Below are 26,536 nucleotides of genomic sequence, written 5' to 3' on the forward strand. Positions count from 1 at the left end.
TGAGTACAGCCTCCGTTCTCACGATGAACGCGTCTCGCTGGTGGACATCATCTTCAGGGCCTCGACGCGAAGCTTCTCCCAGAGTCTTGCAGTGATGTCGCCGAAATGCGGCGTGGATACCACGCGGCTATCGCGATTTCTGTCCCAGCCGGTCTCGACGATATCGATGAATGTTCCAGGCCGGGTCGACATCACGCCAACCCGATCGGAAAGCATTGCAGCCTCATCCAGCGCATGCGTGATCAACAGGATGGTAGCGGACGTCTCCCGCCAGAGACGAAGCAACTCGTCGCCCATGATCAGCCTGGTCTGCTGATCCAGCGCGCCGAAAGGCTCATCCAGCATGATCAGGCGGGGTTGCAACACCAGTGTGCGCGCGATGCAAACACGCTGGCGCATACCGCCCGATAGTTGGGCAGGATAGGCCGCAGCGAAATCCTTCAATCCCATGAATCCGATGGCGTAGTCGACCCGTCGCTTGATCTCGGCTGGATCGACGCCGGCGCGGCGCAGACCGAATGCCACGTTGTCGTGAACGTTGAGCCAGGGAAAGGAAGCGTCTTCCTGAAAGACAACGCCCACGCCGTCAGGCACGCCCTGGATTGGCTTGCCCTCGAACTGGGCCGTTCCCGTTTGCGGAGGATTGAGGCCCGCCAGAATGTCGAGCAGGGTGGACTTGCCGCAACCGGAGGGACCGACGACGGAAAAGAATTCGCCTTTGGTCAGGGAAAGATCGACCGGGCCAAGCGCGTGCAGGCTGCGACCTCGCGAGTGAAAGACGCAGGTGATTCCGCGAAGCGCGACGTGTGGTTGCTCGACAGGCATCTGCTTTACAGCATCACTTTTTACCGTGATCTCGGATGCTGCTGCGCTCATTGCTTGCCCTGCAAATCTGCCGGCAGAAAGGATTTGTCGATCAACTTCGACCAGTTCACATCTGCCTTGATTTCGCCCGTCAGCTTGAGAGCGTCTACCATGCGGTCGAGTTCAACCTGGTTGAATCCTCCTTCGCTCCACATATGCGGAGCGATCATATTGTTCACAGCTTCGGCCGCAATATCGGGTTGCAGATTATACGACTTCTCCAGAATGCGGCCGGCTTCCGCCGGGTCTTTGTAGATGGCTTGCACGCCAGCCCGCCGCCCGGCAATGATGGCGCGGAGCTTGTCGGGATGTTCCCTGGCGAACTCCCGGGTCGTAATGCCAACTGAAGTCGTCATCGGCTTGAGGACCTCGCCGGCGTTGTAGACGGTGCGATATTTGGCTTTGCGGATGATCGAAAGCGGCTCGATCAGCACCGCAGCCGCCACCCCGCCATTTTCAAGCATCGTGAGACCAGGCATGTAACCGCCCGCCGCTACGCGGGTAATCTTGCTTGCGTCCAAACCTTTCTCGCGCAGGACCAGCAGAAACAACATCTCGGAAACAGAGCGGGGTGAGGTGACGGCGATCTTCTTGCCCACCAAATCCTCAACGCTCTTGATGTTGGAATTCGGCATCGTGACCATCGAGGCTTCGGCGACGCTATGGGTTCCGACGTTCACGAAAACAAGATCAAGTCCCTGCGCCTGGGCCGCCAGAGCTGCGCCGATCGCGACTTCCCCGTAAGGTGTGGGACTGGCGAGAATGTTGCGCACCGTCGTACCGCCACCGCCCGAACCAAGAATTCCGGTGATGTCGATGCCCGCCTGCTTGAAGAGTCCTTTTTCCATCGCCACAGCATAGGGCGCGCCATACAGGCTTGCTCCCCATTGCGTGACTGAAATCTCCTCGGCTCGCACCGGCGTGTGAACAGATAAGAGCATCGCTGCGGCGACAACCGCTGCGCGGCAGAAGCACTTCAACCTAAGCGGAACTATCATCCGAGCCCCTTTGCTTTCGCGCGATAACGATTGCTGTTGCCTATGGTCGGGTCAAGAGGAGCAGTTTGTTAGTATACGAATGATAGTTTCAACGCCGGTAGTTCTTGTCAAGACGAATCCGGGACACGCGCCTGCGACACGCTGTTTTCAAATGCTGCTTTTCGGGGCGACGTTGACCGCTATTTGCGCAGGTCCGGCTTGTGGAGCGAGACGTCTAACCTAATCCTGGATCGGGGGAATTTCCTGTTGGGCGCTCCATCCATCGTCATGTGCCCGCAGATGAACATTGTCCGGGTTGACGTAATGGCGGCCGAGCCAACGGCTCAAGCCGTCGAGCCCCGGGAACAGGACGCGTTCGGTCATGTTCGCCTGATCGAGCTTGTCACGTACCTCCCACTTCAGGTCGGCTTTCAAAATCAGCTTGCGGCCGATGGCCGGCACATCGGCGAGCCAGGAGTCAAACGAGAGTCTGGCGTTGGACATGACCGAGAAAACCGCAAACTGGTTGGTAATGCGCTCGTCGAGGGACGGTGGTTCAAAGAACAGCACGAACGGATCGGTTCCGTTGAGCTTGTCGAACTCCTTCAACGTCGAAGCATACTGCCGCAGCATTTCAGCCGTGAATACGTGCGAACCCGCCTCGGAAAGAATCGACTTGAGGCGATCGGGAAGCGTTTGCGCCGCTTCGTGATAGTCGACGATGATGATTGCGCCATCGCTGTCGTAATGCGCAAGTTCTGCCGTTGCGAAGTGCATGGCGACATAGGGCGAATAAGTCCAGTCCAGGAGGCGGGTCGGAAGCCCGTGATGCTGTCCGAGCGCGATCCAGTTCCAATCGTCATCAAACGGGACCTGCTCGCGGGTTGCATATTTCCGGAATGCCCGGAGGACATGATATTCGAGTTCCCAATATTGTCCGCCGAGCCGCGCCAGCGAGGTGCGCGTATCGAAATGAGCCTGGCCGACGCCGCGGAAAAGGGCCTTTGAGCGGTGCCGTCGAAGACTTGGATCCCAGGAGCCTCCGAAGACTTCCGCCTGGAGTTGCTCCCAACTGGTAATCTCGACGATCTCGTACACAGGGATGCCTCGCGCGTTAATAGATGTGCGTCTAGAGCTAGATAGCGTCTTAAACACGGCGCCGCAAAGCCCGCCGGACGAACTGTAATGTGTTTCAAACTGTGCTGCTTACAATTCGGAAAATATTCGAAAACCGCGACGGTTCTGCGTAGACGCGCGCGTGATCCGTTGTGGTTGGCGTCAGCCATATTGACAGAAGCGGCATATCTTATATCATTAGTGTACTAACGGATTTCCGCACATGGCGACAGCGCAGTAAATCTGCGATCGGGCGCAACATTTGGGAGACGGTCTCGATGTACGATACCTTTGCCGTTGATCGTCTTATCGACCTCTGGCTGACGGAGGACATCGGGTACTGCGATCTGACCGTTCAGGTCATGATCGAGCCCGATGAGGTCGGCAACTTCGTGATGAACGCCCGTGAGTCCATGATCGTTTCTGGCAGCGAGGTCGCGGCGCGAGTCTTCAAACGTTATGATCCCACACTCGATGTCGTGCTGAACGCGAAAGACGGCGACAAGGTCGAGAAGGGTACCATCCTGCTCAAGGTCAAGGGGCCCGCACGCAGCGTGTTGACGGCGGAGCGCACAGCCCTGAACATTGCGCAGCGGATGTCCGGCATTGCCAACGAGACAGCTCGCTATGTCGAGAAGATTGCCGGCACCAAGGCCCGTCTGATCGATACGCGCAAGACGACGCCGGGTTTGCGAATGTTGGAAAAGCATGCCGTCACCAGCGGCGGGGGCCTCAATCATCGCCTCGGTCTCGACAATGGCGTGATGATCAAGGACAATCACATCGCGGTCTGCGGCAGCATCGCGGCGGCAGTAGAGCGCGCCCGCAAGAAATTGCCGGTGCTGACGAAGCTCGAAGTCGAATGCGATAGTCTGGATCAGGTCCAGCAGGCCGTGAAAGCTTCCGTCGATGTCATCATGCTCGACAATATGTCGGTTGCTGACATGACCGAAGCGGTGCGCATCATCGCGGGCAGGGCGAAGGTCGAAGCGTCAGGTGGAATAAGGTTCGATACCATTCGCCCGATCGCCGAAACCGGCGTCGATTACATCTCGACCAGCAAGATCACGCAGGCGGCGCCCGCGGTCGATATCGGCCTGGACGAGGCGTGAGTTGCGCCACGGCACGCTCTTTTTTGTTGTCGGGCCGAGCGGTAGCGGAAAAGATTCACTCATCGATGGTGCAAAAGCTGTTTTAGGTTCAACCGGCCGGTACGTATTTGCCCGGCGAGTGATTACGCGTCCCGCTGGTTCTGCCGGCGAAGACCACGAAGCTACGACAGAGGAAGAGTTCGCCCGTCGTATCGCTCTTGGAGGCTTTCTGATCTCCTGGAATGCGCATGGCCTGCGCTATGGAATACCTGCCAGTTTGATGGCCGCGCTTGAGAGCGGACAGAATGTCATAGCCAACGGATCGCGTGCCGTGATCGCCGAATTGGTGACGCGTGTGCCGCGCCTCATCGTCGTTGAGGTGGTGGCGCCTCCCGAGCTTCTTACCGCGCGCATCGCCGGGCGTGGCCGGGAGACGGGCGCCGCAATTGACAAGCGCGTTGCCCGAAATGTCGCGCAATGGCCATCTACCGTGAAGACCGTGACCGTCCGCAACGACGCAACCATTGCAGCCGGAGTCGAGCGTTTTTTGGCGGCCCTGGAATCCTCAGGGAAAACCATGCAGTTGCGGCGGATACCGATTTTTGGCGGCCGGGATCATTGCGCTTACTTGCCGGCCAATAGCAATATCGTCAGTGCATTTGATTATCTGGGTTCCGCCAAACTTGAGATCAGTGCCGGGGCCGCGAGCATCCGGACCCGCGTCCAGATTATCGATCTGCCGGACGTGTTGGGTCCGGGTGGCATTGGATTGTCCAGTGAAGCCTTTACCGAGTTGGGTGCTCCGGAAGGCTCTGAAGTAACCATTCGGCGCACGCCGTCGCCTGAAAGCCGCGCGGCGCTGACGCACAAGATTCAGGGCGGCGCACTGTCTGAGGAGCAATACCATACGCTCATTCGTGACATCGTTGAATCCCGCTATCCTGAGGGCGAAGTGGCTGCCTTCCTTGTCGCGGCAACCCAGAATCTGAGCGATGATGAAGTCGTTGCGCTGGCCCGTGTGCGTACGCGGTTTGCCCCGCGAATTGCATGGCCGGATAAAATCGTCGTCGACAAACACTCGATGGGCGGCATTCCCGGCAGTCGCATCACGCTGATCGTCGTTCCCATCGTCGCCGCCCATGGCGGCTTTCTGATGCCGAAGACGTCCTCGCGTGCGATCACTTCGGCTGCCGGCACCGCCGATGCGATGGAAACGCTCGCGAATGTCGAACTGGGGCCGGCCGAGCTTCGTGTTTGCCTGGAACAGGCGCGCGCTTGTATCGCCTGGAACGGCCGGCTTAACCACTCGGTGGTCGACGATGTGATGAATGCCATCACGCGTCCGCTGGGCATCGATTCCAACCGTTGGTCCGTGGCTTCGATTTTATCGAAGAAATTCACCGCGGGTTCAACCCACGTCATTGTCGATCTGCCGTTCGGGAAAAGGGCCAAGCTCAAGACCGAGGAGGATGCGCTCGAACTCGCCGCGCTGTTCGAGAGTGTCGGCTGCGGCCTCGGATTAACCGTGCAGGCTTTCGCCACCGACGGCAGCAAACCAATCGGCCGCGGCATCGGCCCGGCGCTGGAAGTGCGCGATGTGATGTGGGCTCTCGATAGCCATCCGGAAGCTCCAGCCGATCTGGTCGAAAAAGCGCTGTTTTTCGCCAGCCGCATTTTGGCCTGGGATCCCGCTATCGGATCCGTCGAAGCCGGGCGAGCGCGCGCCGAGGAATTGCTGCGCTCGGGCGCCGCCCGCAGTGCGTTCGACCGCATCATCGATGCACAGGGCCGACGATCACCGCCGGTCATGCCGGGACGGCTGATGCACACCGTTCATGCGGACCGCGCAGGCGCAATCACGGAGATTGACGGCTGGGCGATAACAGAAATTGCGCGCCGCGCCGGGGCGCCACTCGACAAGGCGGCCGGAGTGGATATCCTGCGCACTGTCGGCGACACCGTCGCGCGCGGTGAGCCGCTTTTCGTGATTCATGCCAGCGCGCAAGGCGATCTCGAAGAGGCCGCACGGCTCGCTGGAAGCAGTCAATGTTACGTCATTGACTAGCTCTGGTCCTTAACGTGGTCGTCACGCACGGCGACCCATCAGTCCGGGTTAAGACATGCACGTTCAGCCCGCCAACAATGATGTACTGCTGGTCATCGACGTGCAGAACGATTTCTGTCCGGGCGGAGCGTTAGCGGTTACTGACGGCGATGCGGTGGTGCCGGTCATCAATCGCCTTGCCCAACGCTTTGATCACGTGGTCCTGACTCAGGATTGGCATCCGGCAGGCCATAGCTCCTTTGCCACGTCGCATCCGGGCTCCAATGTTTTCGAAGCGATCGACATGCCGTATGGCCGGCAAACCCTGTGGCCCGATCATTGCGTGCAAGGCACATCGGGAGCAAGTTTTCATCCGCAATTGGCAACCGATCGGGCGGAACTCGTCATCCGCAAGGGTTTCCGGCCGGCCATCGATTCCTATTCGGCGTTCTATGAAAACGATCGCCGCACGCCCACCGGGCTGGCCGGTTATTTGCGCGAACGCAGTTTTGAGAAAATCTTCCTGGTTGGCCTCGCGACCGACTTTTGCGTCCGTTACTCGGCCATCGACGCGCGCCGGCTCGGCTTCACCACCGTCCTGATCGAGGCCGGGTGCCGGGCCATCGATCTCGCGGGTTCGCTCGAGGCCGCGTGGGCGGAGATGAATGCAGCCGGCGTGCAGCGCGTCGATGATCTCTGTTAGTGTGGCACCCCGCCGCTGCTGTGCAACGTAAGCTGTCTGATGTGAGTCCGGCCGTCAGACGATTGTAATACCACTGTCCACTCTCAGAATTTGACCGGTGACCATTCGAGATTCGTCGGAAGCCAGATATAGCGCTGCTTGTGCGATATCGATCGGTTCGGCCAGACCGACGAGGTGGGCTGCCGCCATTTTTTGTACGGATGGGTCGTTCTCAAGACGCTTGCGCAATCGATCTGTCAGCGTGACGGAGGGCGCGATCGCGTTCACGCGGATGGTAGGTGCGAAATCAACGGCCATGGCGCGGGTGAGGGACGCGATGCCGCCTTTGGCTGCAGTATAGGCGCTCATTTTGGCAATCCCCATCAACGCGACGTTTGAAACCATGTTGATAACGACGCCACCACCCGCCTTCTTGATTTCCGGAATAGCGAAACGGCAATTTAACCAGGTACCGAACAGATCGACATTGATCGCCCGCCAGAATTCGTCGATTGACGCGTCGATGACTGTACCGTCCCTTGGAGTGGAGCCGCCGGCATTGTTGTAGAGGACATTGATCTTGCCGAATTTCGCGACGATCTTGCCAACGGTCCCTTCAACGTCCTCCGGCTTAGTGATGTCGGTTCGAACGAAAAGAGCTTCTCCCCCCTGCGCTTCGATAGCCTTTCGTGTGGCGTCGCCTGCTTCGGCGTCGATATCGACAATGGCGACACTTGCGCCTTCCCGGGCAAAAAGCAGTGCTGCTTCTCTGCCGATGCCCTTGCCCGCGCCCGTGATCATCACAGCTTTGCCGTTCAGTCTGCCCATCTCTTTTATCCTTTTGGTCATACCGAACGTCCGCACGTGACCTGTTCGATCCCGTGGTGGGACAAATTCTTGTATGCGTTTCCCAAAAAACCTTATCCGCAGGGCAGCACGGCAAAAAATGGTAATTTTCCATGACCATGAGCGACGGCGTCGATAGTCTTTGATGGTTTCGTCAGCGCGAACGAGACACGCTATCGCCTTAGCCGATTGCTCATCCCGCACTGCAATTGCTGCACCTGCTCACGCTTTCAAGTGCCGGTATCCCGACGCAAACCGATGATCGATGGCGTCGATCATTTTGATGAAAAACTATCACTTTGCAGATACCGCGCGGCTTCCTATTCTGGCTCCAGAAAAGAGACACTCCGCACCATCAGGGCGTAGGAACGTGTCCATTGACGCCAATCCATAATTGGACGGCGTTGGCCGATGGGAGGAGTTTTGATGTCGCGTCACATGCCTGCGGTACCGGGCAGTAGGCCATTCTGCTTTCACAGCATCATAGATGAACGATCGAGGCTTTCATGCCTTTAGGAGTCTATGTGCAGCTTCTGGCAAGCGGACTTTCCACGGGAAGCATTTATGCCCTCGTTGGGCTCGGTCTGATGCTCGCGTTCAAGGGAACCGGCGTGCTCAATTTCGCGCAGGGCGAACTCGTGACCCTAGGCGCGTATACGGCGCTCTTTCTCTCGCTTACCACTTCTCTCCCATATTGGGCCATTTTCATCCTGACCATACTCGTAGCGGGGGTTGTCGGCATCGTCTTCGAGCGGCTGCTCGTTCGCCCACTTATGCGGGCACCCGAGTTCACCGTGGTCGTCGCGACGCTTGCCGTCGGACTGATGATCAAGGATGCGCTGAGGATCGCCTGGCAGGAGAGTGTCTCGTCGATCCCGTCCCCGTTCGCCGATGTGTCGGTGCGGTTCGGGGATATCAGCATCAATGCCCAATACTTATGGGTCACTTTCTGCGCTCTTGCGATCATGGGCATGCTCGCTCTGTTCTTCAACAACAACCTCGCTGGCAAGGCAATGCGGGCTGTCGCCCAGAATCAGACCGCCGCGCGGCTGATGGGGATACGAGTCAATCGCGTCTTCTCGGCGACCTTTGCCTTAAGCTCGGCGATTGCAGCGCTGGCGGGTATCCTGATCGCTCCGATCCACGGCATAGAGCCCGAAATGGGTAACGTGCTGATGAAAGGTTTCGTTGCCGCTGTTCTCGGTGGTTTCAACAGCCTTGTCGGATGCGTGATCGCGGCTTTCATGCTGGGTGTCATCGAGACGTTTGGCGGCGCGTTCTTCGGAGGTCTGTTCAAGGATGTAACGGCATTTGCGCTGTTGATTCTTGTGTTGCTGGTCCGCCCGAACGGTTTGTTCGGCAGTGCAGAGGCTCGACGTGTTTAGATTACTACGTACCATCGGGCCGGTCGGCGTCATTTCCATTGCCACGCTTGTCATTGCGATCGTCGTGCAGCCGTGGCTTGGCTCCTATTTTCACTACATCGGCATGCTTGCCCTCATCAACGCGATTGCGGCAATCGGCTTGAATATCCTGACCGGCAGCGCCGGCCAGATTTCGTTGTGCAATTCGTCGTTCATGGCGATCGGCGCTTATGCGACGACCTACTTCTATACGCAGCTGGGAATTGTCTATTGGCTGTCGTTGCCGATCGGCGCGATTCTCGCCGCCGCTTGTGGCTTTATTCTGGGTTTTCCGGCGCTACGCTTGCGCGGATTTTATCTCGCAGTTGTGACGCTCGGGTTCCTCGAGCTCACGCAGGTTCTGATCGAGCAACTGCCTGACATTACCGGTGGCGTGCGCGGTATCGGTTCGCCACGGCCCTACCTCTTTCAATATAAGCTGTCTAACGATCTGGCTTTCTATTATGTCGTTCTCGCCATCACGTTAGTGGTGATCTTCACCGCAGTGTCTTTGTTGCGCTCGCCGACCGGGCGCGCCTTCAACGCCATCCGTAACAACGAGGCGGTTGCCCAGACACTCGGCATTCCGGTAGCCCGGATGAAAATCCAGGCCTTCGTTCTGTCGGCTTTCTACGCTGGATTGGCTGGCGGACTCTACTCGACGGCCGTCGGATTTATTGATCCGCTTGAATTCGGTCTGGGAACGTCTGTCCGTCACGTCATTTACATCGTCGTCGGTGGGGTCGGATCGGTCGGGGGCTCCGTCGTGGGCGCCGTTCTTCTTACCTTCCTTCCGGAACTACTGCGCTCGTTCAAGGAGTACAACGATTTCGTCTTTGGCGGGATCTTGCTGGTTTGTCTGCTCACGATGCCAAAAGGGCTCGCAGGTCTTTTGCCGAAAGTCACGGGACGTCTGTGGCCGCGTTCGAAGGCAGTCGATGCATTGGGCACGACAGTGAAAGCGGTGCCATGAGTTTCTTTGAACTCCAGGATGTCGGTGTGACTTTCGGCGGTCTTCGCGCCGTATCCGGCGTGTCGCTGAAGCTCGATGCTGGGCGGATCCATGGCCTGATTGGCCCCAATGGTGCCGGGAAGACCACCCTGATTAACGCCATTTCCGGTCTCGTTCCGATGTCGTCTGGCCGCGCCGAAATCGACGGCGTCGCCATACAGCGACTTCCGGCTCACCGCATTGCCGCCGCAGGCCTCGCCCGCACATTTCAGCATGCCGAAATCTTCGGAGATCAGACGGTGCTGGAAAATGTCATGACCGGCAGCTTCGGCCATCGCAAATCGAACTTTATCCAGGATCTCCTTGGCACGCCCGGCAAACGAACCGCCGAACGGGAAGCGGCTGATGAGGCCCGCGCCATGCTGGATCGGTTCGGGCTCTTGCATCTGAGTGACACCTATGCCGTCGATCTTCCGTTCGGGCTCTTGAAGAAGATCGATCTGGCCCGTGCTCTTGTCCGCAGTCCGAGGCTGCTGATGCTTGACGAGCCGGTCTCGGGAATGAACGAAACCGAGTCGCGGGAGGCTATTGTCACCTGCCGCCAGATCGCCGACGAACTCGGTGTCACGCTGCTGATCGTCGAACACAACATGCGCGTGATCATGGAGTTGTCGGAAATCATTTTCGTTCTGGACCACGGCGTGAAGATAGCTGAAGGCGTCCCAGCGGACATTCAGCGCGATCCCGCTGTCATCGAAGCCTATCTTGGTCGGAGCGCGCTTCAACATGCTTGAGGTCAGCCATTTGACGGCCGGTTACGCGCGTACGGATGTCCTTTTCGACATCAGCGTTCGCATCGACGCCGGCGGCTTTGTTGGTGTTCTCGGCTCCAACGGCGCAGGCAAGACGACGTTGTTGCGCTCGATCTCGGGTCTGACGCGCGTAAGTGGAGGAGCGGTACTGTTCGACGGCAAGTCCGTGAACGGTTTGGCTGCCGAGGCCATTGTCGATTTCGGACTCATTCATGTTCCCCAGGGCCGCATGCTGTTTCCCGATCTCACGATCGAGGAAAATCTGCAACTAGGCTCGTATCGATCGGGTGCACGGAGCGTCTACAGCGCCAATCTTAAGCGGGTCGAGCATTATTTCCCCATCCTCAGCCAGCGTAAGACGCAACGCGCTGGCGTTCTGTCCGGCGGTGAGCAGCAAATGCTGGCGATCGGGCGAGCCCTGATGGCCGAGCCCCGGCTGCTCATCCTCGACGAGCCATCGCTCGGGCTGGCGCCTCGCATTATCGACGACATCTTCGACGTCCTTACCCACATCAACGCGGAGGGTGTCACGATCCTGGTCGCAGAGCAGAATGCAATGAAAGTCCTCGAGCATGCGCGGTTCGTCTATGTGCTCGAGAATGGCAGAATTTCGCATTCGGGGCCGAGTGAGGAACTGGCAAGAAGCGAAGCGATTCAGAAAAGTTATCTGGGGCTTGCTTGAACCGAAAAACATAATGGCGCCGCCGACCCAAAATTCCAGGCGGGCAAGGAAGCAACCGGGCTCGTTATCCGTATCGGTCATTTTAGATGGAGAACTGCAACATGAGTAAGAAGAAACTGATCGTCCTCGTCGCTCCGACCGGAAACCAGATCGAACGCGAAGGCGTACATTTGCCGACTTCACCGGAGGACATCGCCGAAGAAGCCTATCGTTGCTATCAAGCAGGTGCTTCGGTGGTTCATATTCACGCCCGCGACCCGCAGACGAAGCGGGCGACCGGTGACAAGGCGATATTCGGCGACATCGTCAAGCGCATCAAAGAACGATGCGACATGCTCGTGCAAACGACGACCAGCCTTGGCCTGAAGATGGACCCGGAAACCAAGCAATGGGTCTGGCATTCGAATGACGACAGAATGGGACTGTACTCAATCGAGCCACGGCAGGACCTGCTGAGTTGCCCGATTGGATCCTGGGAGTTCATCCACCCGGAGGGCGGTCAGCCCAACGCTACCACCTCCGTAAATGGTTTCGATTTCCTCAGAAAGAACATTCGGGCGATCGTGGAATCGAATTTGTCTTGGGAGATGGAGATCGCCGAAGTGGGCTTCCTTCACAATGCGGCCCGCCTCGCTGATGAAGGCGTGTTTGACCGCAAACGCGGGAACTTCTGGGTCGATTTCATTATGGGGTTCGGTGGTCAACCGGCGACACCGCGTCAGCTCGTGTACATGGTGGATGAGGCGCAGCGCCTGTTCCCGAACATCCGCTGGGAGGTGAATGCCACCGGGCGCGATCAGTTCCCGATGAACACGTTGGGCGCCGCCATGGGTTGCGACATCGTTCGCGTCGGTTTCGAGGATAGTGTGTATCTGCCTAACGGAAAGCCGGCCAAGCATAACTTCGAGGTTGTCGAGGCCATGGTACGCATCGCCAAGGATGTCGGGCGTGAAATCGCCACCGTGGAGGAAGCGCGCCAGATGCTCGGCGTCGGAACCAAGGCGGTCTAGGTGTCGGTATTACGAAAGTTTGGAAAGCTTGTAGGGGAAGCGAAGTGAGTACTGATCTGAAGGGAAAAGTGGCCATCGTGACCGGCGGCGCGGGTGGCCTTGGACGTGCCATCGTAAAGGCCTTCGTTGACAACGGCGTGCGCGTAGGAGCCTGCGATATCGACGCGGACGCCGTTGCAAGCATGGAGGCCGCTTATGGACGCGACAAGGTGATCGCTCTGCCGGCGGACATCGCCAATCCGGCTGCGTGTTCGGCGCAGATCGACAAGATCGCCGATCATTTCGGCGGACTCCACATCCTGATCAACAATGCTGCGCTCGGCATGTGTGCCGTGCGCAATGATCATTTCACTCGAACCGTTCAGATCGAAGACATCGATGTCCCGGTCTGGCAGAACTTCATGGCCGTGAACATGAGCGGCGCCTTCTACCTCGCCAAGGCCGCCGTGCCTTTGTTTCGTTCCCAACGCTTCGGGCGGATCATCAACGTAACTACCAGCTTCTACACGATGCTCCGGCCGGGCTTTTCGCCTTATGGGCCGGCCAAGGCCGCGCTCGAAGCCTGGTCCTCAAGCCTGGCGGGCGAGCTGGAGGGCACCGGTATCACGGTCAACGTCGTGGTTCCCGGTGGTCCGGCCGACACGACGATGGTCCCGAAGGAAAGTGGCTTTGATCGCAGCAAGCTCGTAGCGCCGGAGCGGATGGCGCCGCCGATGCTGTGGCTTTGTACCGACAAGGGCGCGTCAATCACCGGCGCGCGCTTCATCGCTGCGGATTGGGAAGAGGCCGACCCGTCGCGAGCCGTCGCCCGTGTGGCATGGCCGGAACTTGGCCTGACGCCAGTTTGGCCCGAGGACGGGCCTCGCCCAGCGAAGCTTGATTAAGTCCGGTCACGCCAAGGCGTGATCTTGAAAATTATCAATGAGGAGGGGGGTCTCGTGAAAACTTGCTGGAAAAAATTGACGATGATAGCCGTCGCATTGGCGGCGTTCTCGGCTTCGGCGCTGGCCGAAGATGGCGTGACGAACGATACGATCGTGATCGGCGCCTATGGTCCGCTGTCCGGCCCGTCTTCCGGATTAGGCCTGGGAGCGCGCGCCGGGTTAGAGCTTGCCGTCGAACAGATCAACAGCGCCGGCGGCGTCAACGGTCGCAAGCTTGCCGTCATATTCGAAGACGATGCCTTCTCGCCGTCAAAGGCGCTTGCCGCGGTCAAGAAGCTCGTCGAGCAGGACAAGGTCTTCATGATATTCGGACTGTCCGGCAGCAACCCGACGGTCGGCACGCTCAACTATGTCAAGGACCTGAAGATCCCAAATTATTTCTCGATCGCTTCGGCGCCGCAGGTAACCCATCCGTTCAACCGGTATTTCTTTCGGGGGACGGCGAATGAATCAAGCAGATATGGCGAGCTCTATTCGGAGTTCATCACGCAGTTCTTGCAGTTGAAGCGCGTCGCCATACTCAGCGGCGTCGACGAAAACGGCAAGAACGAAGGCGATAATCTCGCCAAATACCTCGACAAATGGTACGGGATCAAACCCGTCATGCGGGCCGAGCTGAAGATCGGCGACAAGGACTTCACGCCTCAACTGCTCCAGGCAAAGGCTGCGGATCCGGATATCATCGCATTGACAACCGCAGCTCCTGAAGCGTCGATCATCATTCGTCAGGGGCGCGAGTTGGGCATCAAGCAACCGTTCTTTGGCGGGGGCTCGACCGTCGACAATGTCGTCATCGCCAATGACGGATTTGTCGCCGAAGGGTTTATGGGGCCATGGTCGGTCCCGCTGTTTCCGGACTCTCAACATCCAGACATGGTGAAATTCCGCGAGGCGTGGTCAAAGCGCAATCCGAATGCCCCGAAAGGACGGCCAAACCTGTTCGATCTGTGGGCCTATGGTGACACTTACGTCATCGCGGAAGGTCTCAAGCGCGCGGGGCCCGACCTCACCCGCGAGAAGTTCATCGACGCGCTCGAAACCATCGACAACTACAGGGTCAGTGAGGTGGCGAGCCCGCGCACGTTCACGTCATGGCATCACATCGGAAGCTCAAAGGCGAGAATTCTTGGGGTGCTGGGACAGCACTGGGTGCCGCTCGCCTGGGATCCGGAGCGGACCAGCGAGATATTTGACGATCTACGAAAGCACTAGGCTTGGAATGTCGTATTCCGGCTGAACGGCGAGCGTGTCAGTTGGCGCTACGGGGCCTTGCCGGATGCCTGCGGCTCCCTCAGAATGGCTCCAGGCAGCTCTAAAGCAAAAGAAAAGAAGAGCAGGAGAGGAAAACAAGATGAAATCCCGGTCGATATGGCTTGTAGCCTGTATGGCGGTAATGCTGCTGACAGGTAGCGGCGCGCGTTCCGAGGACGGAGTGACCGATACGACGATCCGGATCGGTGCTTATGGCCCGGTTACCGGACCCGCAGCGTTCCTCGGTTTGGGGTCGCGCGCGGGAATGGAATTGGCCGTCAAGGAAATCAACGAGGCGGGCGGCATCAACGGACGCAAGCTGGAGGTTCTGTTCGAGGATGACAACTTTTCTCCGGCCAGAGCGCTGGCCGCGGTGAAGAAGCTTATCGAGCAGGATAAGATTTTCATGATCTTCGGATTGTCGGGGAGCAATCCGACCGTCGGAACATTGGAGTACGTCAAGGATCTGAAGATCCCGAACTACTTTACGGTAGCGTCGGCGCCTCCGATTACGCACCCCTATAATCGCTACCTGTTTCGGGGAGCGACGGTGGAATCCGGACGGTACGGAGAGGTTTACTCCGAGTTCTTTACGCAATTTCTGAAAGTAAAAAAGATTGCCATCGTCAGCGGCGCGGACGAGAACGCCAAGAACGAAGCAGACCATACCAGCCGCTATCTCGAAAAATGGTATGACGTGAAGCCCTTGATGCGGGCCCAGTTCAAGGTCGGCGACAAGGATTTCACCTCGCAACTCATTCAGGTGAAGGCGGCCGATCCCGAACTCATTATGGTGACGGGACAGACGCCGGAGGCATCAATCATCATCCGCCAGGCGCGCGAACTTGGGCTGCGTCAGCCCATCTTCGTGGGCACGGCATCAGTCGACAACGCTCTGATCGCCAATGACGGCTATGCCGCGGAGGGCGTGATTGGAGCCTGGCCGCTGCCGCTCTTTCCCGATTCCAATGAGCCCGACATGGTCAAGTTTCGGGATGCTTGGTTGAAGCTCAATCCCAATCCGCCGAAAGGGCGTCCAAACCTCTTTGACGTATACGCTTATGGCGACACTTACGTGCTCGCCGAGGCCCTGCGCCGCGCAGGCCGCGATCTGACGCGCGAGAAGCTTGTCGATACGCTTGAAAGCATGAAAGATTATCGGATCAGCGGGGTCGCAACGCCGCGGACATTCACCCAGCGCCATCACATCGGTAACAATCTGCTTCGGGTGCTCGTCGTATCTGCGCAGCATTGGGTTCCATTCGGCTGGGAGCCGACGCGGCCAAGTGAGCTCATGTCCGAGTTTCAGCAGTAACAAGTCAGGTCGGGAATCGATGGAACTGCGTCATCTTCGCTATTTTGCTGCATTGGCCGAGGAGTTGAGCTTTACGCGTGCGGCCGCGAAGGTTCACGTTACGCAGTCTACGCTCTCCCACCAGATCAAGCAGTTGGAGGCTGAACTCGGACAGCCACTTTTCTCGCGTATCGGCAAGCGCGTCGTGATCACCGAGGCCGGCGAAATGCTCCTGGCCGGCGTGACACGCGGCTTGCGTGAAATCGACGACGGCGTTCGGTCGCTGAAAGCAACACCCGGGCAGCCCCAGGGAACCCTTAGGGTCGGCTCGACCTACACGTTCAATGTCCAGTTCGTCCCGTCATGCGTTGCGGCTTTTCTTCGGCGCTACCCCAGGGTCAGTATTACGGTTCTTGAACTGCCGGTCGATGAGGTCGAGGAGCAACTGGATCGGGAAACCATAGACGTCGGTATTGCCTATCGGCCGGCTCTGCGGCCGGGGTTTATCTTTGAACCGCTCTATATCGATGAAATGGTGCTGGCTGTCGGGCTCGACCATCCCTTCGCGGGACGCAAACGGATCAGGCTCGCGGAACTGCATCGACAGGAACTGGTTCTGCAGACAAAGAGCTCCGATACGCGGCATATCCTCGACGGCAACTTCAAGTCGGTCGGCGCAGAACCCGTGATTGTGGCCGAGATGAATGCCGCAGCACCGATGATCAGCCTTGTCCAGGAACTGAATATCGGGGCCATCGTATCCCAGCACTTCGCCTCGTTATTTCCAAAAGTTCGCTTTATTCCACTGGAGAGCCCGACGCCGCTCCGGACCGCAGGTATCCTTTCCAAGTCGTCGCGGCCGAAATCTCTGGCTTGCTACTCGTTCATCTCGGAGATCCGAAATGCGATCATCGAGGCGAAGATGCATGTTCCGAGGAAAGGTCAGGGGACTTCGTTGTCGTTGCCGTTCGCGGGCGAGTCGGATGACGGACCAGGGTGCCTCCCTGCTGAAAATGTCCGAGGATAAGAGACCCCCATCCTGAAAGCGTAGTGGGCAAATTGCGTCGTTGACGCCGTTTGCCCGACCGCCCTGATAAGGTCTGCAAAGACAAGGAAGGGCGCCATCCCTATACTTGGCAGAGCGATCTTGCCCAGGCCGGCGACGAAGTCGAGCACTCCAATGAGCTGCTCGTCGCTTGGCCCGCAGCCGCATCATGGTCTTGCATCGGCGATCAAGTTCAGCCTGCCTGCAACGATCAAGCCTGAACTTGCGGTAACGCAACAAGCAGATCCCGCAAATCCCGTAAACTGTCGTTGAAACCGGGGGCGTGCCTCAGGTCAGCAAGGATAAACAGGTGAGGGCGGCCCCGCTTGAAAAGCTCGCTTCACAGACTGCGCAAAAATAATCCCGGCAGCAGCTAAAGGAGGCCGCTATGAGCGCACGAACCTATGACGGGTGTCCGCTATTCTCCTACGGCTTCAGGCCTTTTTTTCTGCTGGGCTCGGTCTATGCCGGCCTGGCAATACTCGTCTGGCTACCGGTATTCATGGGGGAATTGAGCCTGGTTTCTGCGTTCATTCCGCGCGACTGGCACGTCCATGAAATGCTCTACGGCTTCCTGCCGGCGGTGATCACCGGCTTCCTCTTCACCGCGATTCCGAATTGGACTGGCCGGTTGCCGTTGCGTGGAAGACCGCTGATGTTTCTCGTTGCGCTGTGGGCTGTAGGTCGCGTCTGCGTGACTTTCTCGGCGTATACTGGCTGGCTGGCGGCTATGCTGGTCGATATCAGTTTTCTCCTGCTTGTGGCTGCGGCTTTGCGCGCGAAATCATCGCGGGGAAGAAGTGGAACAACCTCGGTATCGTCGTGCTGATTTTTGTGCTGCTGGCTGGCAACGTCGCGTTCCATCTCGAGGCCCGTTTTTGGGGCGCTGCCGAACTCGGCATCCGCGTCGGCATCGCAGTCGTCGTGCTGTTAATCTCGCTGATCGGGGGTCGTCTCATTCCGAGTTTCACCCGCAACTGGCTCGTTCGCGAAAATACAGGCCGGCTGCCGGTCCCGTTCGCACGATTTGATGTGGTATGCGTCGTCGTTGGCGCCGTCGCGCTGGTGGTTTGGATCCTTTGGCCGACCGGTACAGGGACTGGCGACGCGCTCGCCATCGCTGGCGTCATGCACCTCGTTCGTTTGGGACGCTGGGCCGGCGATCGAACGGTTCGCGACCGGCTGCTGCTCATCCTTCATATCGGCTACGCATTCGTGCCGCTCGGATTCTTGCTCAACGCCTGCAGTGCGTTCGGTATTGTTCCGCCGGACGCCGGCGTTCACGCCTGGATGGCCGGAGCCGCAGGCGTCATGACACTCGCGGTAATGAGCCGGGCGTCGTTGGCACACACCGACCAGCAACTGATTGCGTCGGCTGCGACCCAGGGTATTTACGCTGCGGTTGTTGTGGCGGCCCTCGCGCGCATCTGCGCAGTTATCGATCCGGTCCACAGCGTGCCGCTGCTCCATGTTGCGGCATTCGCCTGGGCTGGAGCGTTCCTCGGATTTGCCCTGTATTACGGGCCGACGCTAATTGGATTCAAGAAGTCGTAAATGAAGCGACGGGAAACCAAGCTGACGTAACCGTCACCCGAACGAATTTGCGCTGTCGGCCTGTCGTCATTTTTTCATGAAAATGCAATATCCAGCGTGGCATTGGTTCAATCTATCATGAGGGAATAAAATGGACGAGCATCACTCCAATCTTGACGAACTGCAGGCTGCCTACAAGGCCGCGGTTGAGCAGTGGATTTCTGCCATTCGCAAGGAAGAGGCGCTAGCTTCCGTAAATCATTCAGTAGCCGAAGTTGATTTGTGGGAGGATGCTGGGTTTCAGGAGGATGAGATGCGCAAGGCTGTCAAGGAACTAAAGAAGAAATACGAAGATGCGTTGCGCGAGAAGTTCTTTGGATTCTAGTGACCGAAGCAGCATCGACCCGAGAGGAGCCGGATCGCGAGGGCGATCCGGAAAAATACGGAGGCGCGCGATCAGTTTTGGTTGGCGGATAAGCTACTGATAGCAATTCTGCGCCATCTTAATTCTACGCCATCTTCAAGTGTGCAAAGAGCAGGCCCTTTACCTGGTCCATCGTTAACGCGAGCACGATGGCGGCGGCCAGAATACCGGCGATGATCGAAGGCGCGAGCGGGGCCGTTAGGACTCCCCCAAGCGCCAACGAGCCAATGATCAAAATATCCAGAACGCTTGATACGATCACCAGCAGACTCGGCCGCGAAGACCACAAACGCTTGCGTTCCCGGACGACATAAAAGACAGCCTGTCCATTAAAAGCGAGTATGACGAGCGTCATGGTGCGCAATGTATCGATGTCGAGATGCAGCACCAATGAACCAAAACTCAACAGGCCGACGCAGAAGACGAGATCGAAGAGACCGAGGGCGATGCCGACAATGGTGAGGGCATCTATCCGCCAGGAGTTTGGCTTCGACGAGGGGTGGACGTTGTCGGTGGTCGACGACATTGCCAGAAAATCGCCGGTAATCATCGAAATGACCATAAGCATCGGCGTCAGGATCGCGTGCTTGGTCAGTATCAGGCCGAAACCGAGAAACAGTACCTGCCGCGATTTGTGAACAATGGATCGCAGCGCATAGGTCAGGATGCGCTGGAATGTGATTCGGCCCTCCCGGACCGACGCGACGATCCCGGCGAGCCCGGGCTCGGTCAGAACAATGCCCGCGGCCGATTTAGCGACGTCGGTGGCGGTCGAAACTGCGATGCCGATCTGTGCCTGGCGTAACGCCGGTGCATCATTGGCGCCGTCGCCGCACATGCCGACCGTATGGCCAGCATTCTGGAACGCTTTGACCAGACGAAACTTGTCTTCGGGGAGCACGCCAGCGAAGACGGAAAAGTCGTCCGGTCCGACCCGATCCGGAATCTCGCCCGGACGACAAACGGCACCGGGAAGCCCAACTGTCTCAGCGACGAAGGCGGCCGTCGTGGCCGCATCTCCTGTTACCATGACGGTGTGGATCCCAAGTCTCCGCAACTGATCGATCATGGACTTTGAATCGCTACGCGGTGGGTCGCTCAGCGCCACGATTCCGGCGATACGCATGGCGCCGTCGGTACCGATCGCGACGCCCAGAACCCGGTGGCCGCGCTTTTCCAGTTCGTTTGCAGCTAATTCCGCCTCGGGCGAGGGGTGCGAAATCCCGTGAACCACCGCAAAGGCGCCTTTGACGATGCGCAACGCGCTGCCATCGCGGTCGATCGCGCGAGCTTCCGACATCTTGATGGCCGGATCGAACGGCACGAACTTGGTAACCGTCAAAGCCTCCGCGTTCGGCCTTTGGGACACCGCGGCAGCCCGCACCGCGGCGTCGACAGGATCCTGGCCTCCGTCGGCGCTGGCAAGGGCCGCCAGTGCCAGGACACGGTTCTCATCGAAGCCGGGCATTGCGCGTATGGCTGCCACGGCCAACTCGTTGCGCGTCAAGGTACCGGTCTTGTCGATGCACAGGACGTCGAGGCTGGCGGCTTCGTCTACCGCGGAGAGACGGGTGGGCAGCACGCCAGCCCGCGTCAGGGCTCGCGCGCCGATGGCCGTTGCCAGTGTAAATGTCGCCGGCAATGCGACCGGCACCGAGGCGAGAACAGATATCAGCACCAGCGGAATGGCTTCGGACAGCCGCATACCGATTTCGAGGGCGTAGACCATCAGCAACAGCGTGACGGCACCATTAAAGCCAGCCAGATTGCGTACCACGCGAAAGACTGCCTTCTGCTGGGTACTAACCACGTAGGCGGTGCGAACGAGTTCAGCCGTGCGTCCGAATTTGGTCCGCACGCCGGTGGCGCACACTTCGGCAACAGCTTCGCCGCGCCGGACCAGCGCGCCGGCGTAGCTCTCAAGGCCCGGTCCGGCCTCAACCGGCAGGGACTCGCCGGTGAGCATGGATTGATCGAGCAGGATCGAGCCCTCGCGTATCAGCACATCGGCCGCGACTACCGTGCCCAGCGTCAGTTTTACAATATCTCCGGGGACCAGTTCGGCCGCGGGACACATCGTCCAGACCCCGTCACGCAGAACCGATGCGTTCAGCGCAAGCCGCGATTTCAACGCCGCGATGGTCGATTGCGCACGGCTCTCGTGAAAGAAGCCAAGGGCCGTGTTGAATATCAGAAGTGACGCGATGATCGCGCCCTCGACGTATTCGCCGAGCGCCAATTGGAGGACGATCGCGATCTCAAGCAGGATTGAAACCGGTGCCAGGAATTTTCCCAGCACCAGCCGCAGTGGATGAATGGCGACATCGGGCGTCGCATTCGGTCCGATTTGGCCTAAAATTCGGTTCGCCGCGGCACTGGTAAGCCCTTTAAAAGGCTTTTCTATAGGTTTTCGCGGGGATGGTGGGCTCACGGCGGCTCCAGCGGGAAGGTCAAGCCGCCATCTAAGGTCTGCAACGCCGGTGCCGTTTGATATCGCTCAATACTCGCCCGTCTGACCAATGCCAACGTTAAATCAGAAGCGGCATGAGTTGGCGGAGAAGACCTTGCAACGGCCAATGGAAGATATCGACGAGAAGCCGACGGTAATCGCGCGGGCGGGCGATGATGCCGCGCTCAAACATGACAATCCAGCCCCGGTTGCCGGTACCGGTCACTTACCAGTCACCGTGCCTTTTGTGCGCGCCCGGAATGCGCGGCGGCTGCGGTTCTCGATCGGGCTTGTTGCCATCTTTTTGGCCGCAGGCGGCGCCGGCTTCTATTGGTGGAAGCAGTCTCAGGCGCAGCTTCTCGCAGGCATAAGCTACGGCAATGGCCGGTTGGAGGCCGACGAGATCGACATCGACACGAAATTTCCGGGCCGGGTCGCGGAATTGAACGCCGAGATCGGTGACATGGTGCGCGCGGGGCAGGTGGTCGCGCGCATGGACACCAGGGATCTTCAGGAGTCGCTCAAGAAAGCGCAAGCGCAAGTCAAGCAGGCCCAACGCGCGATCGAGGAAGCCAACGCCAATCTGGAGCTGCAGCGCACGCAACAGACACTGGCCGCGCAGGAGCTGGAGCGTACCCAGACGTTGCTGAAACAAGGCTATGCGACAAAGGAACTGTTCGATCAGCGGACGCAAACCATGAACGCGGCGAATGCCGGATTTAACGCCGCGGCGCAGCGGGTAGCGGAAACCGAACGCGCACTCGAAGCATCCGAGCACGATGTGGGTCTCTACACGGTCAACATCAACGACAACGATCTGGTGGCGCCACACGACGGCCGGCTTCAATATAGAATGGCCAACATCGGCGAAGTGCTTCCGGCCGGCGGCAAGGTTTTCACGATGCTGGATATCTCCTATGTCTATATGGATATTTACCTGCCGACTCCGGAGGCCGGCAAGATCAAGGTCGGAACGGAAGGCCGGATCCTGCTCGATGCTTACCCGAACACACCGATACCGGCAGCGGTCTCCTTTATCGCAAGCCAGGCGCAGTTCACGCCGAAAACGGTGGAAACCCAGAGCGAGCGCGACAAATTGATGTTTCGCATCCGGGTGCGCATCGATCCCAATCGTTCGCGCGCTCACGCCCCATCGGTGCGTAGCGGATTGCCCGGGGTCGCCTATCTTCGTGCGGACCCGGCGGCGGCCTGGCCCAAAAACCTGCAAGTCGCGCCATGAACGCGGCGGATCAATCCGTCGCCGTTCTGGAAAACCTCACCCAAAGCTACGGCAAGGTCACAGCACTGGATGGCGTCACCATCAGTATCCCCGCCGATTGCATGGTCGGTCTGATCGGTCCCGACGGGGTGGGAAAATCCACGCTGCTTGCCATCATCGCCGGTGCCCGGCAAAACCAGTCCGGCAGCGTCACTGTGCTCGGTGGCGATATCTCGGATACCAAGCACAGGGCTTCGGTATGTCCGCGGATCGCCTACATGCCGCAAGGGTTGGGCAAGAATCTCTATCCTGACCTGAGCGTCCGCGAGAATATCGAATTTTTTGCCCGCCTGTTCGGGCAAGCCCGCGACGAGCGTACATGGCGGATCGCGGAATTGCTTGATAGCACCGGGCTGGCTCCCTTCGAAGATAGGCCAGCGAAGAAACTGTCGGGAGGCATGCGCCAGAAACTTGGTCTGTGCTGTTCGCTCATTCATGATCCCGATCTTCTCATCCTGGATGAGCCCACGACAGGGGTCGATCCGCTTTCCCGCCGCCAGTTCTGGGAACTGATCGACCGCATACGTGCCCGCCGCTCGGGCATGAGCGTCATAGTGGCGACCGCCTATATGGAGGAAGCAGAGCGCTTCGACTGGCTCGCGGCCATGAATGCGGGAAAAGTGCTGGCGACCGGGTCGCCGGCCGAGTTCAAGGCCAGCACCGGCGCTGCGACCATCGAGGACGCTTTCATTGCGCTATTGCCCGAGCAGCAGCGCAGCGCTCATCGGGTGCTGCAAATTCCGCCGCGCCATTTTTTTGACGGCGAGCCGATCATCACCGCGCACGATCTGACCTGCCGGTTCGGCGATTTTACCGCCGTCGACCGGGTTAACTTCACCATTGAACGTGGCGAAATCTTCGGTTTTCTTGGCTCGAACGGCTGCGGCAAGACCACTACCATGAAGATGCTGACGGGCCTGCTGCCGCCCACCGCCGGCGAGGCCCTGTTGTTCGGAAAGCCCCTCGATGCCGGCGACGCGAATTCGCGCTACCGCGTCGGTTACATGTCGCAGTCGTTTTCCCTTTATACCGAGCTAACGGTCCGGCAGAACCTTGATCTTCACGCGCGAATTTTCCATCTGCCGGCACAAAAGGCGGCGCTACGCATTGCCGAGCTGGCTTCATATTTCGGTCTTGAGGCCTATCTCGATCAGCGCACTCTGGATCTGCCATTGGGGATTCGCCAGCGGCTCTCGTTGGCTATCGCCATCGTCCATGAACCCGCGATCCTTATCCTCGACGAGCCGACATCAGGTGTCGACCCATTGGCGCGGGACCGCTTCTGGGAAGCGCTGATTGATCTTTCGCGCAACCAAGGTGTGACGATCTTCGTCTCGACCCACTTCATGAACGAAGCCGAGCGCTGCGACCGGATATCGTTGATGGATTCCGGCCGCGTGCTGGCGACAGGTACGCCCGCCGAGCTGGTCAAGGCGCGCGGCGCGGCCAAGCTCGAAGACGCCTTCGTCAGTTATCTGGAAGCGGCCACCGCGCCGCGGATACCCATCATTGAGCACCGCGGGGCGCCGGATCGAGCAGACCATCCGCCGCAAGGCCGGGCTGCTGCGCGTTCTGTATTCAGTCTGCAGCGCCTGCTGGCCTATACCATCCGCGAGGCGCTCGAGCTTTTGCGCGACCCGATCCGATTGGGATTCAGCCTGCTTGGCACGACGCTTCTGATGCTGGTGTTCGGTTTCGGAGTTTCCACCGACGTCAACAACCTGTCGTTCGCGGTGCTGGACCGCGATCAAAGTCCGGAGAGCCGTGCCTATCTCGAAGAGTTGAGGGGCTCGAGCTATTTCGTCGAGAAGGCGTCGCTTGCCAACGATGCCGAGCTCGACTCACGCCTCAAGAGCGGCGACATTTCGGTTGCGATCGAAATCCCGCCCAGCTTCGGTCGCGATATCAAGAGCGGACGTCCGGTCTGGGTCAGCGCCCTGGTCGACGGCGCTATGCCGTTCCGGGCTGAAACCATCCGCGGCTATCTGCAGGGCATGCATCAATTGTATCTGGCGGATCCGGCGGTGAAGACCACGCAGCCCTCGGCGTCGCCGCCCGCCGACATCGAGCTCAGGTTCAAATACAATCAGGATTTCGACAGCATCTACGCGATGGTGCCTTCAAACATGTCGCTACTGCTGGCGCTGTTTCCGGCGATTCTGATGGCGTTGGCCATCGTGCGGGAGAAGGAACTCGGCTCCATCACCAACCTGTATGTGACGCCGGTGAGCCGGCTCGAATTCCTGCTCGGCAAGCAGTTGCCTTACATAGCGGTGGCGATGACCAATTTCACCTTGATGATGCTGTTGGCGCTGTTCGTATTCAAAGTTCCCCTCAAGGGCAGCTTTTTGACGCTGCTTGGCGGTGTGCTGATCTATGTGACGACCATGACCGGCTACGGCATGCTGATTTCGACGTTCACCAAGACCCAGATCGCGGCCCTGTTCGGCACTGCGATCCTGACGGTGCTGCCGGCGACGCAGTTTGCCGGCATGATGACTCCGGTGTCCTCACTGGCCGCGGAGGCGCAGATCATCGGCCGAGCTTTTCCCATGACCTATTACGTGCCGATCAGTGTCGGTACCTTCACCAAGGGGCTGGGTTTTACCGATCTCAGCGGGGATTTGCTGGCGCTCGCCATCTTTGTTCCGATCATGACGATGCTGAGCGTTGCTTTGCTGCGTAAACAGGAACGCTAGGTGCGATATGATGAAAAAGGCCGCCAATATCTACTGGCTGGGAGTCAAGGAACTGCGCAGTTTCTCGCATGATTTCGTTCTGCTGGGTCTGGTCGTTTATGCATTTTCACTGGCGATCACCCTGCAGGCGCGCAGCAACTCGCAGGAGCTGCATAACGCGTCAATCGCAATCGTCGATGAAGATCACTCTGAGCTTTCGCGCCGGATCGCTCATGCGTTCTTCCCGCCGCTGTTTCAGCCGCCGCAGTTGATAGCCGAGCGGGATATCATTCCTGCGATGAACAAGGGACGCTATACTTTCGTCATCGATATCCCGCCGGATTTCGAACGCTATGTACTGGCCGGTCAGCAACCCGGGCTGCAGATCAACGTCGATGCCACCGCCATGGTGCAGGCCGGATTAGGCTCCAGCTATGCCCAGCAGATTGTTACCACCGAGATAGCGGATTTTCTCTCCCATGCCGAGGGCGTAAAGCCGTCCACCGTAAATCTCGATGTGCGAATTGCGTTCAACCCGAATCTGACCACCGCGTGGTTCACCAGTGTGATGGCGGTCATCAACAACGTCACCATGCTGGCTATCATTCTCGCAGGCGCGGCCGTGGTACGGGAGCGCGAGCATGGCACCATGGATCATCTCCTCGTGATGCCGCTGACGCCATTCGAGATCGCCTTGTCCAAGGTCTGGGCGAATGGCCTGGTGATCGCGGTCGCGGTCGGCCTTAGCCTCTATTTGGTGCTGCGCGGGATGCTTGGAATCCCCGTGGCAGGTTCGCTACCGTTGTTTATGGTGGGCGTGGTGATCTACCTGTTCTTCGCAACCGCAGTCGGAATTTTCCTGGGCACCGTTGCCCGGTCGATGCCGCAACTCGGCCTGTTATACATGCTGGTCTACCTGCCCATGAATATGCTTTCGGGCGGCAATACGCCGCTGGAGAGCATGCCACCCTGGCTCGCCAAATTCATGCAGGTATCGCCATCGACACACTTCGTCGCTTTCGCGCAATCGATTCTCTATCGTGGCGCCGGACTGGATGTGGTGTGGCCGCAATTTCTCGCAGTCGCCGTCATCGGCGCACTGTTCTTTGGTCTCGCCATCCTGCGCTTCCGCTCCGTTGTCGCACAGGCAACCTAGCGGA

Annotated in this window: 21 protein-coding genes and 1 pseudogene; 17 read left to right on the forward strand and 5 right to left on the reverse strand. The window is 58.8% G+C overall.

Translation table 11 applies throughout. The annotated features are described in order from the left end of the window. Positions 1-18: 18 nt before the first annotated feature. From HB676_RS06655 to HB676_RS06665, 3 genes are all read right to left on the reverse strand, one after another. Positions 19-876, reverse strand: a complete 858-nt coding sequence (locus HB676_RS06655) for an ABC transporter ATP-binding protein (protein ID WP_249780095.1) — start codon at positions 874-876, stop codon at positions 19-21. After that, a complete protein-coding gene (locus HB676_RS06660) occupies positions 873-1,805 on the reverse strand; it encodes an ABC transporter substrate-binding protein (protein WP_213736906.1) in 933 nt (310 codons plus the stop codon). Before HB676_RS06660 ends, HB676_RS06655 begins: the two co-directional genes overlap by 4 nt. A 276-nt stretch (positions 1,806-2,081) precedes the next feature. Beyond that, positions 2,082-2,939 (reverse strand): FRG domain-containing protein, encoded by an 858-nt coding sequence (locus HB676_RS06665; RefSeq protein WP_213736907.1) that lies wholly within the window; start codon positions 2,937-2,939, stop codon positions 2,082-2,084. A 296-nt stretch (positions 2,940-3,235) separates the two neighbouring features. On the opposite strand from HB676_RS06665, the gene nadC reads away from it, so the two are divergent. The 3 genes from nadC to pncA are packed head-to-tail and all read left to right on the forward strand — an operon-like array spanning position 3,236 to position 6,795. Further along, positions 3,236-4,069 carry a carboxylating nicotinate-nucleotide diphosphorylase gene (nadC, locus tag HB676_RS06670; RefSeq protein WP_213736908.1) on the forward strand — a complete coding sequence of 278 codons (834 nt, stop codon included), beginning with the start codon at positions 3,236-3,238 and terminating at the stop codon, positions 4,067-4,069. Between the two features lies 1 nt (position 4,070). Beyond that, on the forward strand, positions 4,071-6,113 hold the full coding sequence (phnN, locus tag HB676_RS06675) for a phosphonate metabolism protein/1,5-bisphosphokinase (PRPP-forming) PhnN (protein ID WP_213736909.1): 2,043 nt from the start codon (positions 4,071-4,073) through the stop codon (positions 6,111-6,113). 55 nt (positions 6,114-6,168) lie between these two features. Continuing rightward, complete coding sequence (pncA, locus tag HB676_RS06680; protein WP_213736910.1) at positions 6,169-6,795, forward strand: bifunctional nicotinamidase/pyrazinamidase; 627 nt, start codon at positions 6,169-6,171, stop codon at positions 6,793-6,795. A 54-nt stretch (positions 6,796-6,849) separates the two neighbouring features. Here pncA and HB676_RS06685 read toward each other — a convergent pair whose 3' ends face one another. Then, positions 6,850-7,602 (reverse strand): SDR family oxidoreductase, encoded by a 753-nt coding sequence (locus HB676_RS06685; protein WP_213736911.1) that lies wholly within the window; start codon positions 7,600-7,602, stop codon positions 6,850-6,852. Positions 7,603-8,144: 542 nt separating this feature from the next. Between HB676_RS06685 and HB676_RS06690 the strand changes: the two genes are divergently transcribed. From HB676_RS06690 to HB676_RS06740, 11 genes and pseudogenes are all read left to right on the forward strand, one after another. Further along, positions 8,145-9,005, forward strand: coding sequence for a branched-chain amino acid ABC transporter permease (locus HB676_RS06690; protein WP_213736912.1), 861 nt, complete (start codon positions 8,145-8,147; stop codon positions 9,003-9,005). Then, positions 8,998-9,996 carry a branched-chain amino acid ABC transporter permease gene (locus HB676_RS06695; RefSeq protein ID WP_213736913.1) on the forward strand — a complete coding sequence of 333 codons (999 nt, stop codon included), beginning with the start codon at positions 8,998-9,000 and terminating at the stop codon, positions 9,994-9,996. Before HB676_RS06690 ends, HB676_RS06695 begins: the two co-directional genes overlap by 8 nt. Continuing rightward, the gene (locus HB676_RS06700; RefSeq protein WP_213736914.1) at positions 9,939-10,769 is read left to right on the forward strand and encodes an ABC transporter ATP-binding protein; all 831 of its coding nucleotides are present in this window, start codon (positions 9,939-9,941) and stop codon (positions 10,767-10,769) included. The genes HB676_RS06695 and HB676_RS06700 overlap by 58 nt, the downstream gene beginning before the upstream one ends. Continuing rightward, complete coding sequence (locus tag HB676_RS06705; RefSeq protein WP_213736915.1) at positions 10,762-11,469, forward strand: ABC transporter ATP-binding protein; 708 nt, start codon at positions 10,762-10,764, stop codon at positions 11,467-11,469. Before HB676_RS06700 ends, HB676_RS06705 begins: the two co-directional genes overlap by 8 nt. A gap of 101 nt (positions 11,470-11,570) precedes the next feature. Continuing rightward, the gene (locus HB676_RS06710) at positions 11,571-12,479 is read left to right on the forward strand and encodes a 3-keto-5-aminohexanoate cleavage protein (protein ID WP_213736916.1); all 909 of its coding nucleotides are present in this window, start codon (positions 11,571-11,573) and stop codon (positions 12,477-12,479) included. Positions 12,480-12,523: 44 nt separating this feature from the next. Then, the gene (locus HB676_RS06715) at positions 12,524-13,363 is read left to right on the forward strand and encodes an SDR family oxidoreductase (RefSeq protein ID WP_213736917.1); all 840 of its coding nucleotides are present in this window, start codon (positions 12,524-12,526) and stop codon (positions 13,361-13,363) included. An 81-nt stretch (positions 13,364-13,444) separates the two neighbouring features. Continuing rightward, positions 13,445-14,635: an ABC transporter substrate-binding protein gene (locus HB676_RS06720; RefSeq protein WP_213736918.1), complete on the forward strand. Its 1,191-nt coding sequence runs from the start codon at positions 13,445-13,447 to the stop codon at positions 14,633-14,635. A 64-nt stretch (positions 14,636-14,699) separates the two neighbouring features. After that, on the forward strand, positions 14,700-15,989 hold the full coding sequence (locus tag HB676_RS06725) for an ABC transporter substrate-binding protein (RefSeq protein WP_213736919.1): 1,290 nt from the start codon (positions 14,700-14,702) through the stop codon (positions 15,987-15,989). A 19-nt stretch (positions 15,990-16,008) separates the two neighbouring features. After that, complete coding sequence (locus HB676_RS06730) at positions 16,009-16,995, forward strand: LysR substrate-binding domain-containing protein (protein ID WP_213736920.1); 987 nt, start codon at positions 16,009-16,011, stop codon at positions 16,993-16,995. A gap of 406 nt (positions 16,996-17,401) precedes the next feature. Beyond that, a pseudogene (locus HB676_RS06735) lies at positions 17,402-18,567 on the forward strand (NnrS family protein). Positions 18,568-18,697: 130 nt separating this feature from the next. Beyond that, entirely contained in the window at positions 18,698-18,931 is a 234-nt protein-coding gene (locus tag HB676_RS06740; RefSeq protein ID WP_213736921.1) for a hypothetical protein, read from the forward strand. Between the two features lie 124 nt (positions 18,932-19,055). Here HB676_RS06740 and HB676_RS06745 read toward each other — a convergent pair whose 3' ends face one another. Beyond that, complete coding sequence (locus HB676_RS06745; protein ID WP_346347271.1) at positions 19,056-21,401, reverse strand: HAD-IC family P-type ATPase; 2,346 nt, start codon at positions 21,399-21,401, stop codon at positions 19,056-19,058. A 133-nt stretch (positions 21,402-21,534) separates the two neighbouring features. Between HB676_RS06745 and HB676_RS06750 the strand changes: the two genes are divergently transcribed. The 3 genes from HB676_RS06750 to HB676_RS06760 are packed head-to-tail and all read left to right on the forward strand — an operon-like array spanning position 21,535 to position 26,532. Then, on the forward strand, positions 21,535-22,659 hold the full coding sequence (locus HB676_RS06750) for an HlyD family efflux transporter periplasmic adaptor subunit (protein ID WP_249780096.1): 1,125 nt from the start codon (positions 21,535-21,537) through the stop codon (positions 22,657-22,659). Beyond that, positions 22,656-25,397, forward strand: a complete 2,742-nt coding sequence (gene rbbA / locus HB676_RS06755) for a ribosome-associated ATPase/putative transporter RbbA (RefSeq protein ID WP_213736922.1) — start codon at positions 22,656-22,658, stop codon at positions 25,395-25,397. The genes HB676_RS06750 and rbbA overlap by 4 nt, the downstream gene beginning before the upstream one ends. 10 nt (positions 25,398-25,407) lie before the next feature. Next, positions 25,408-26,532, forward strand: coding sequence for an ABC transporter permease (locus tag HB676_RS06760; RefSeq protein ID WP_213736923.1), 1,125 nt, complete (start codon positions 25,408-25,410; stop codon positions 26,530-26,532). Positions 26,533-26,536 lie beyond the last annotated feature (4 nt).

Origin of the sequence: Bradyrhizobium sp. dw_411 (genome assembly GCF_018449695.1) — a bacterium.
GTDB lineage: Bacteria > Pseudomonadota > Alphaproteobacteria > Rhizobiales > Xanthobacteraceae > Bradyrhizobium.

Bases quoted from the DNA above. Each gene is read 5' to 3' on its own strand.
- nadC (WP_213736908.1), top strand. From the start codon at position 3,236: ATGTACGATACCTTTGCCGTTGATCGTCTTATCGACCTCTGGCTGACG.
- HB676_RS06760 (WP_213736923.1), top strand. From the start codon at position 25,408: ATGAAAAAGGCCGCCAATATCTACTGGCTGGGAGTCAAGGAACTGCGC.
- HB676_RS06710 (WP_213736916.1), top strand. From the start codon at position 11,571: ATGAGTAAGAAGAAACTGATCGTCCTCGTCGCTCCGACCGGAAACCAG.
- pncA (WP_213736910.1), top strand. From the start codon at position 6,169: ATGCACGTTCAGCCCGCCAACAATGATGTACTGCTGGTCATCGACGTG.
- HB676_RS06655 (WP_249780095.1), bottom strand. From the start codon at position 876: ATGAGCGCAGCAGCATCCGAGATCACGGTAAAAAGTGATGCTGTAAAG.
- HB676_RS06705 (WP_213736915.1), top strand. From the start codon at position 10,762: ATGCTTGAGGTCAGCCATTTGACGGCCGGTTACGCGCGTACGGATGTC.
- HB676_RS06730 (WP_213736920.1), top strand. From the start codon at position 16,009: ATGGAACTGCGTCATCTTCGCTATTTTGCTGCATTGGCCGAGGAGTTG.
- HB676_RS06660 (WP_213736906.1), bottom strand. From the start codon at position 1,805: ATGCTCTTATCTGTTCACACGCCGGTGCGAGCCGAGGAGATTTCAGTC.
- HB676_RS06740 (WP_213736921.1), top strand. From the start codon at position 18,698: ATGGACGAGCATCACTCCAATCTTGACGAACTGCAGGCTGCCTACAAG.
- HB676_RS06685 (WP_213736911.1), bottom strand. From the start codon at position 7,602: ATGGGCAGACTGAACGGCAAAGCTGTGATGATCACGGGCGCGGGCAAG.
- HB676_RS06725 (WP_213736919.1), top strand. From the start codon at position 14,700: ATGCCTGCGGCTCCCTCAGAATGGCTCCAGGCAGCTCTAAAGCAAAAG.
- rbbA (WP_213736922.1), top strand. From the start codon at position 22,656: ATGAACGCGGCGGATCAATCCGTCGCCGTTCTGGAAAACCTCACCCAA.
- HB676_RS06720 (WP_213736918.1), top strand. From the start codon at position 13,445: ATGATAGCCGTCGCATTGGCGGCGTTCTCGGCTTCGGCGCTGGCCGAA.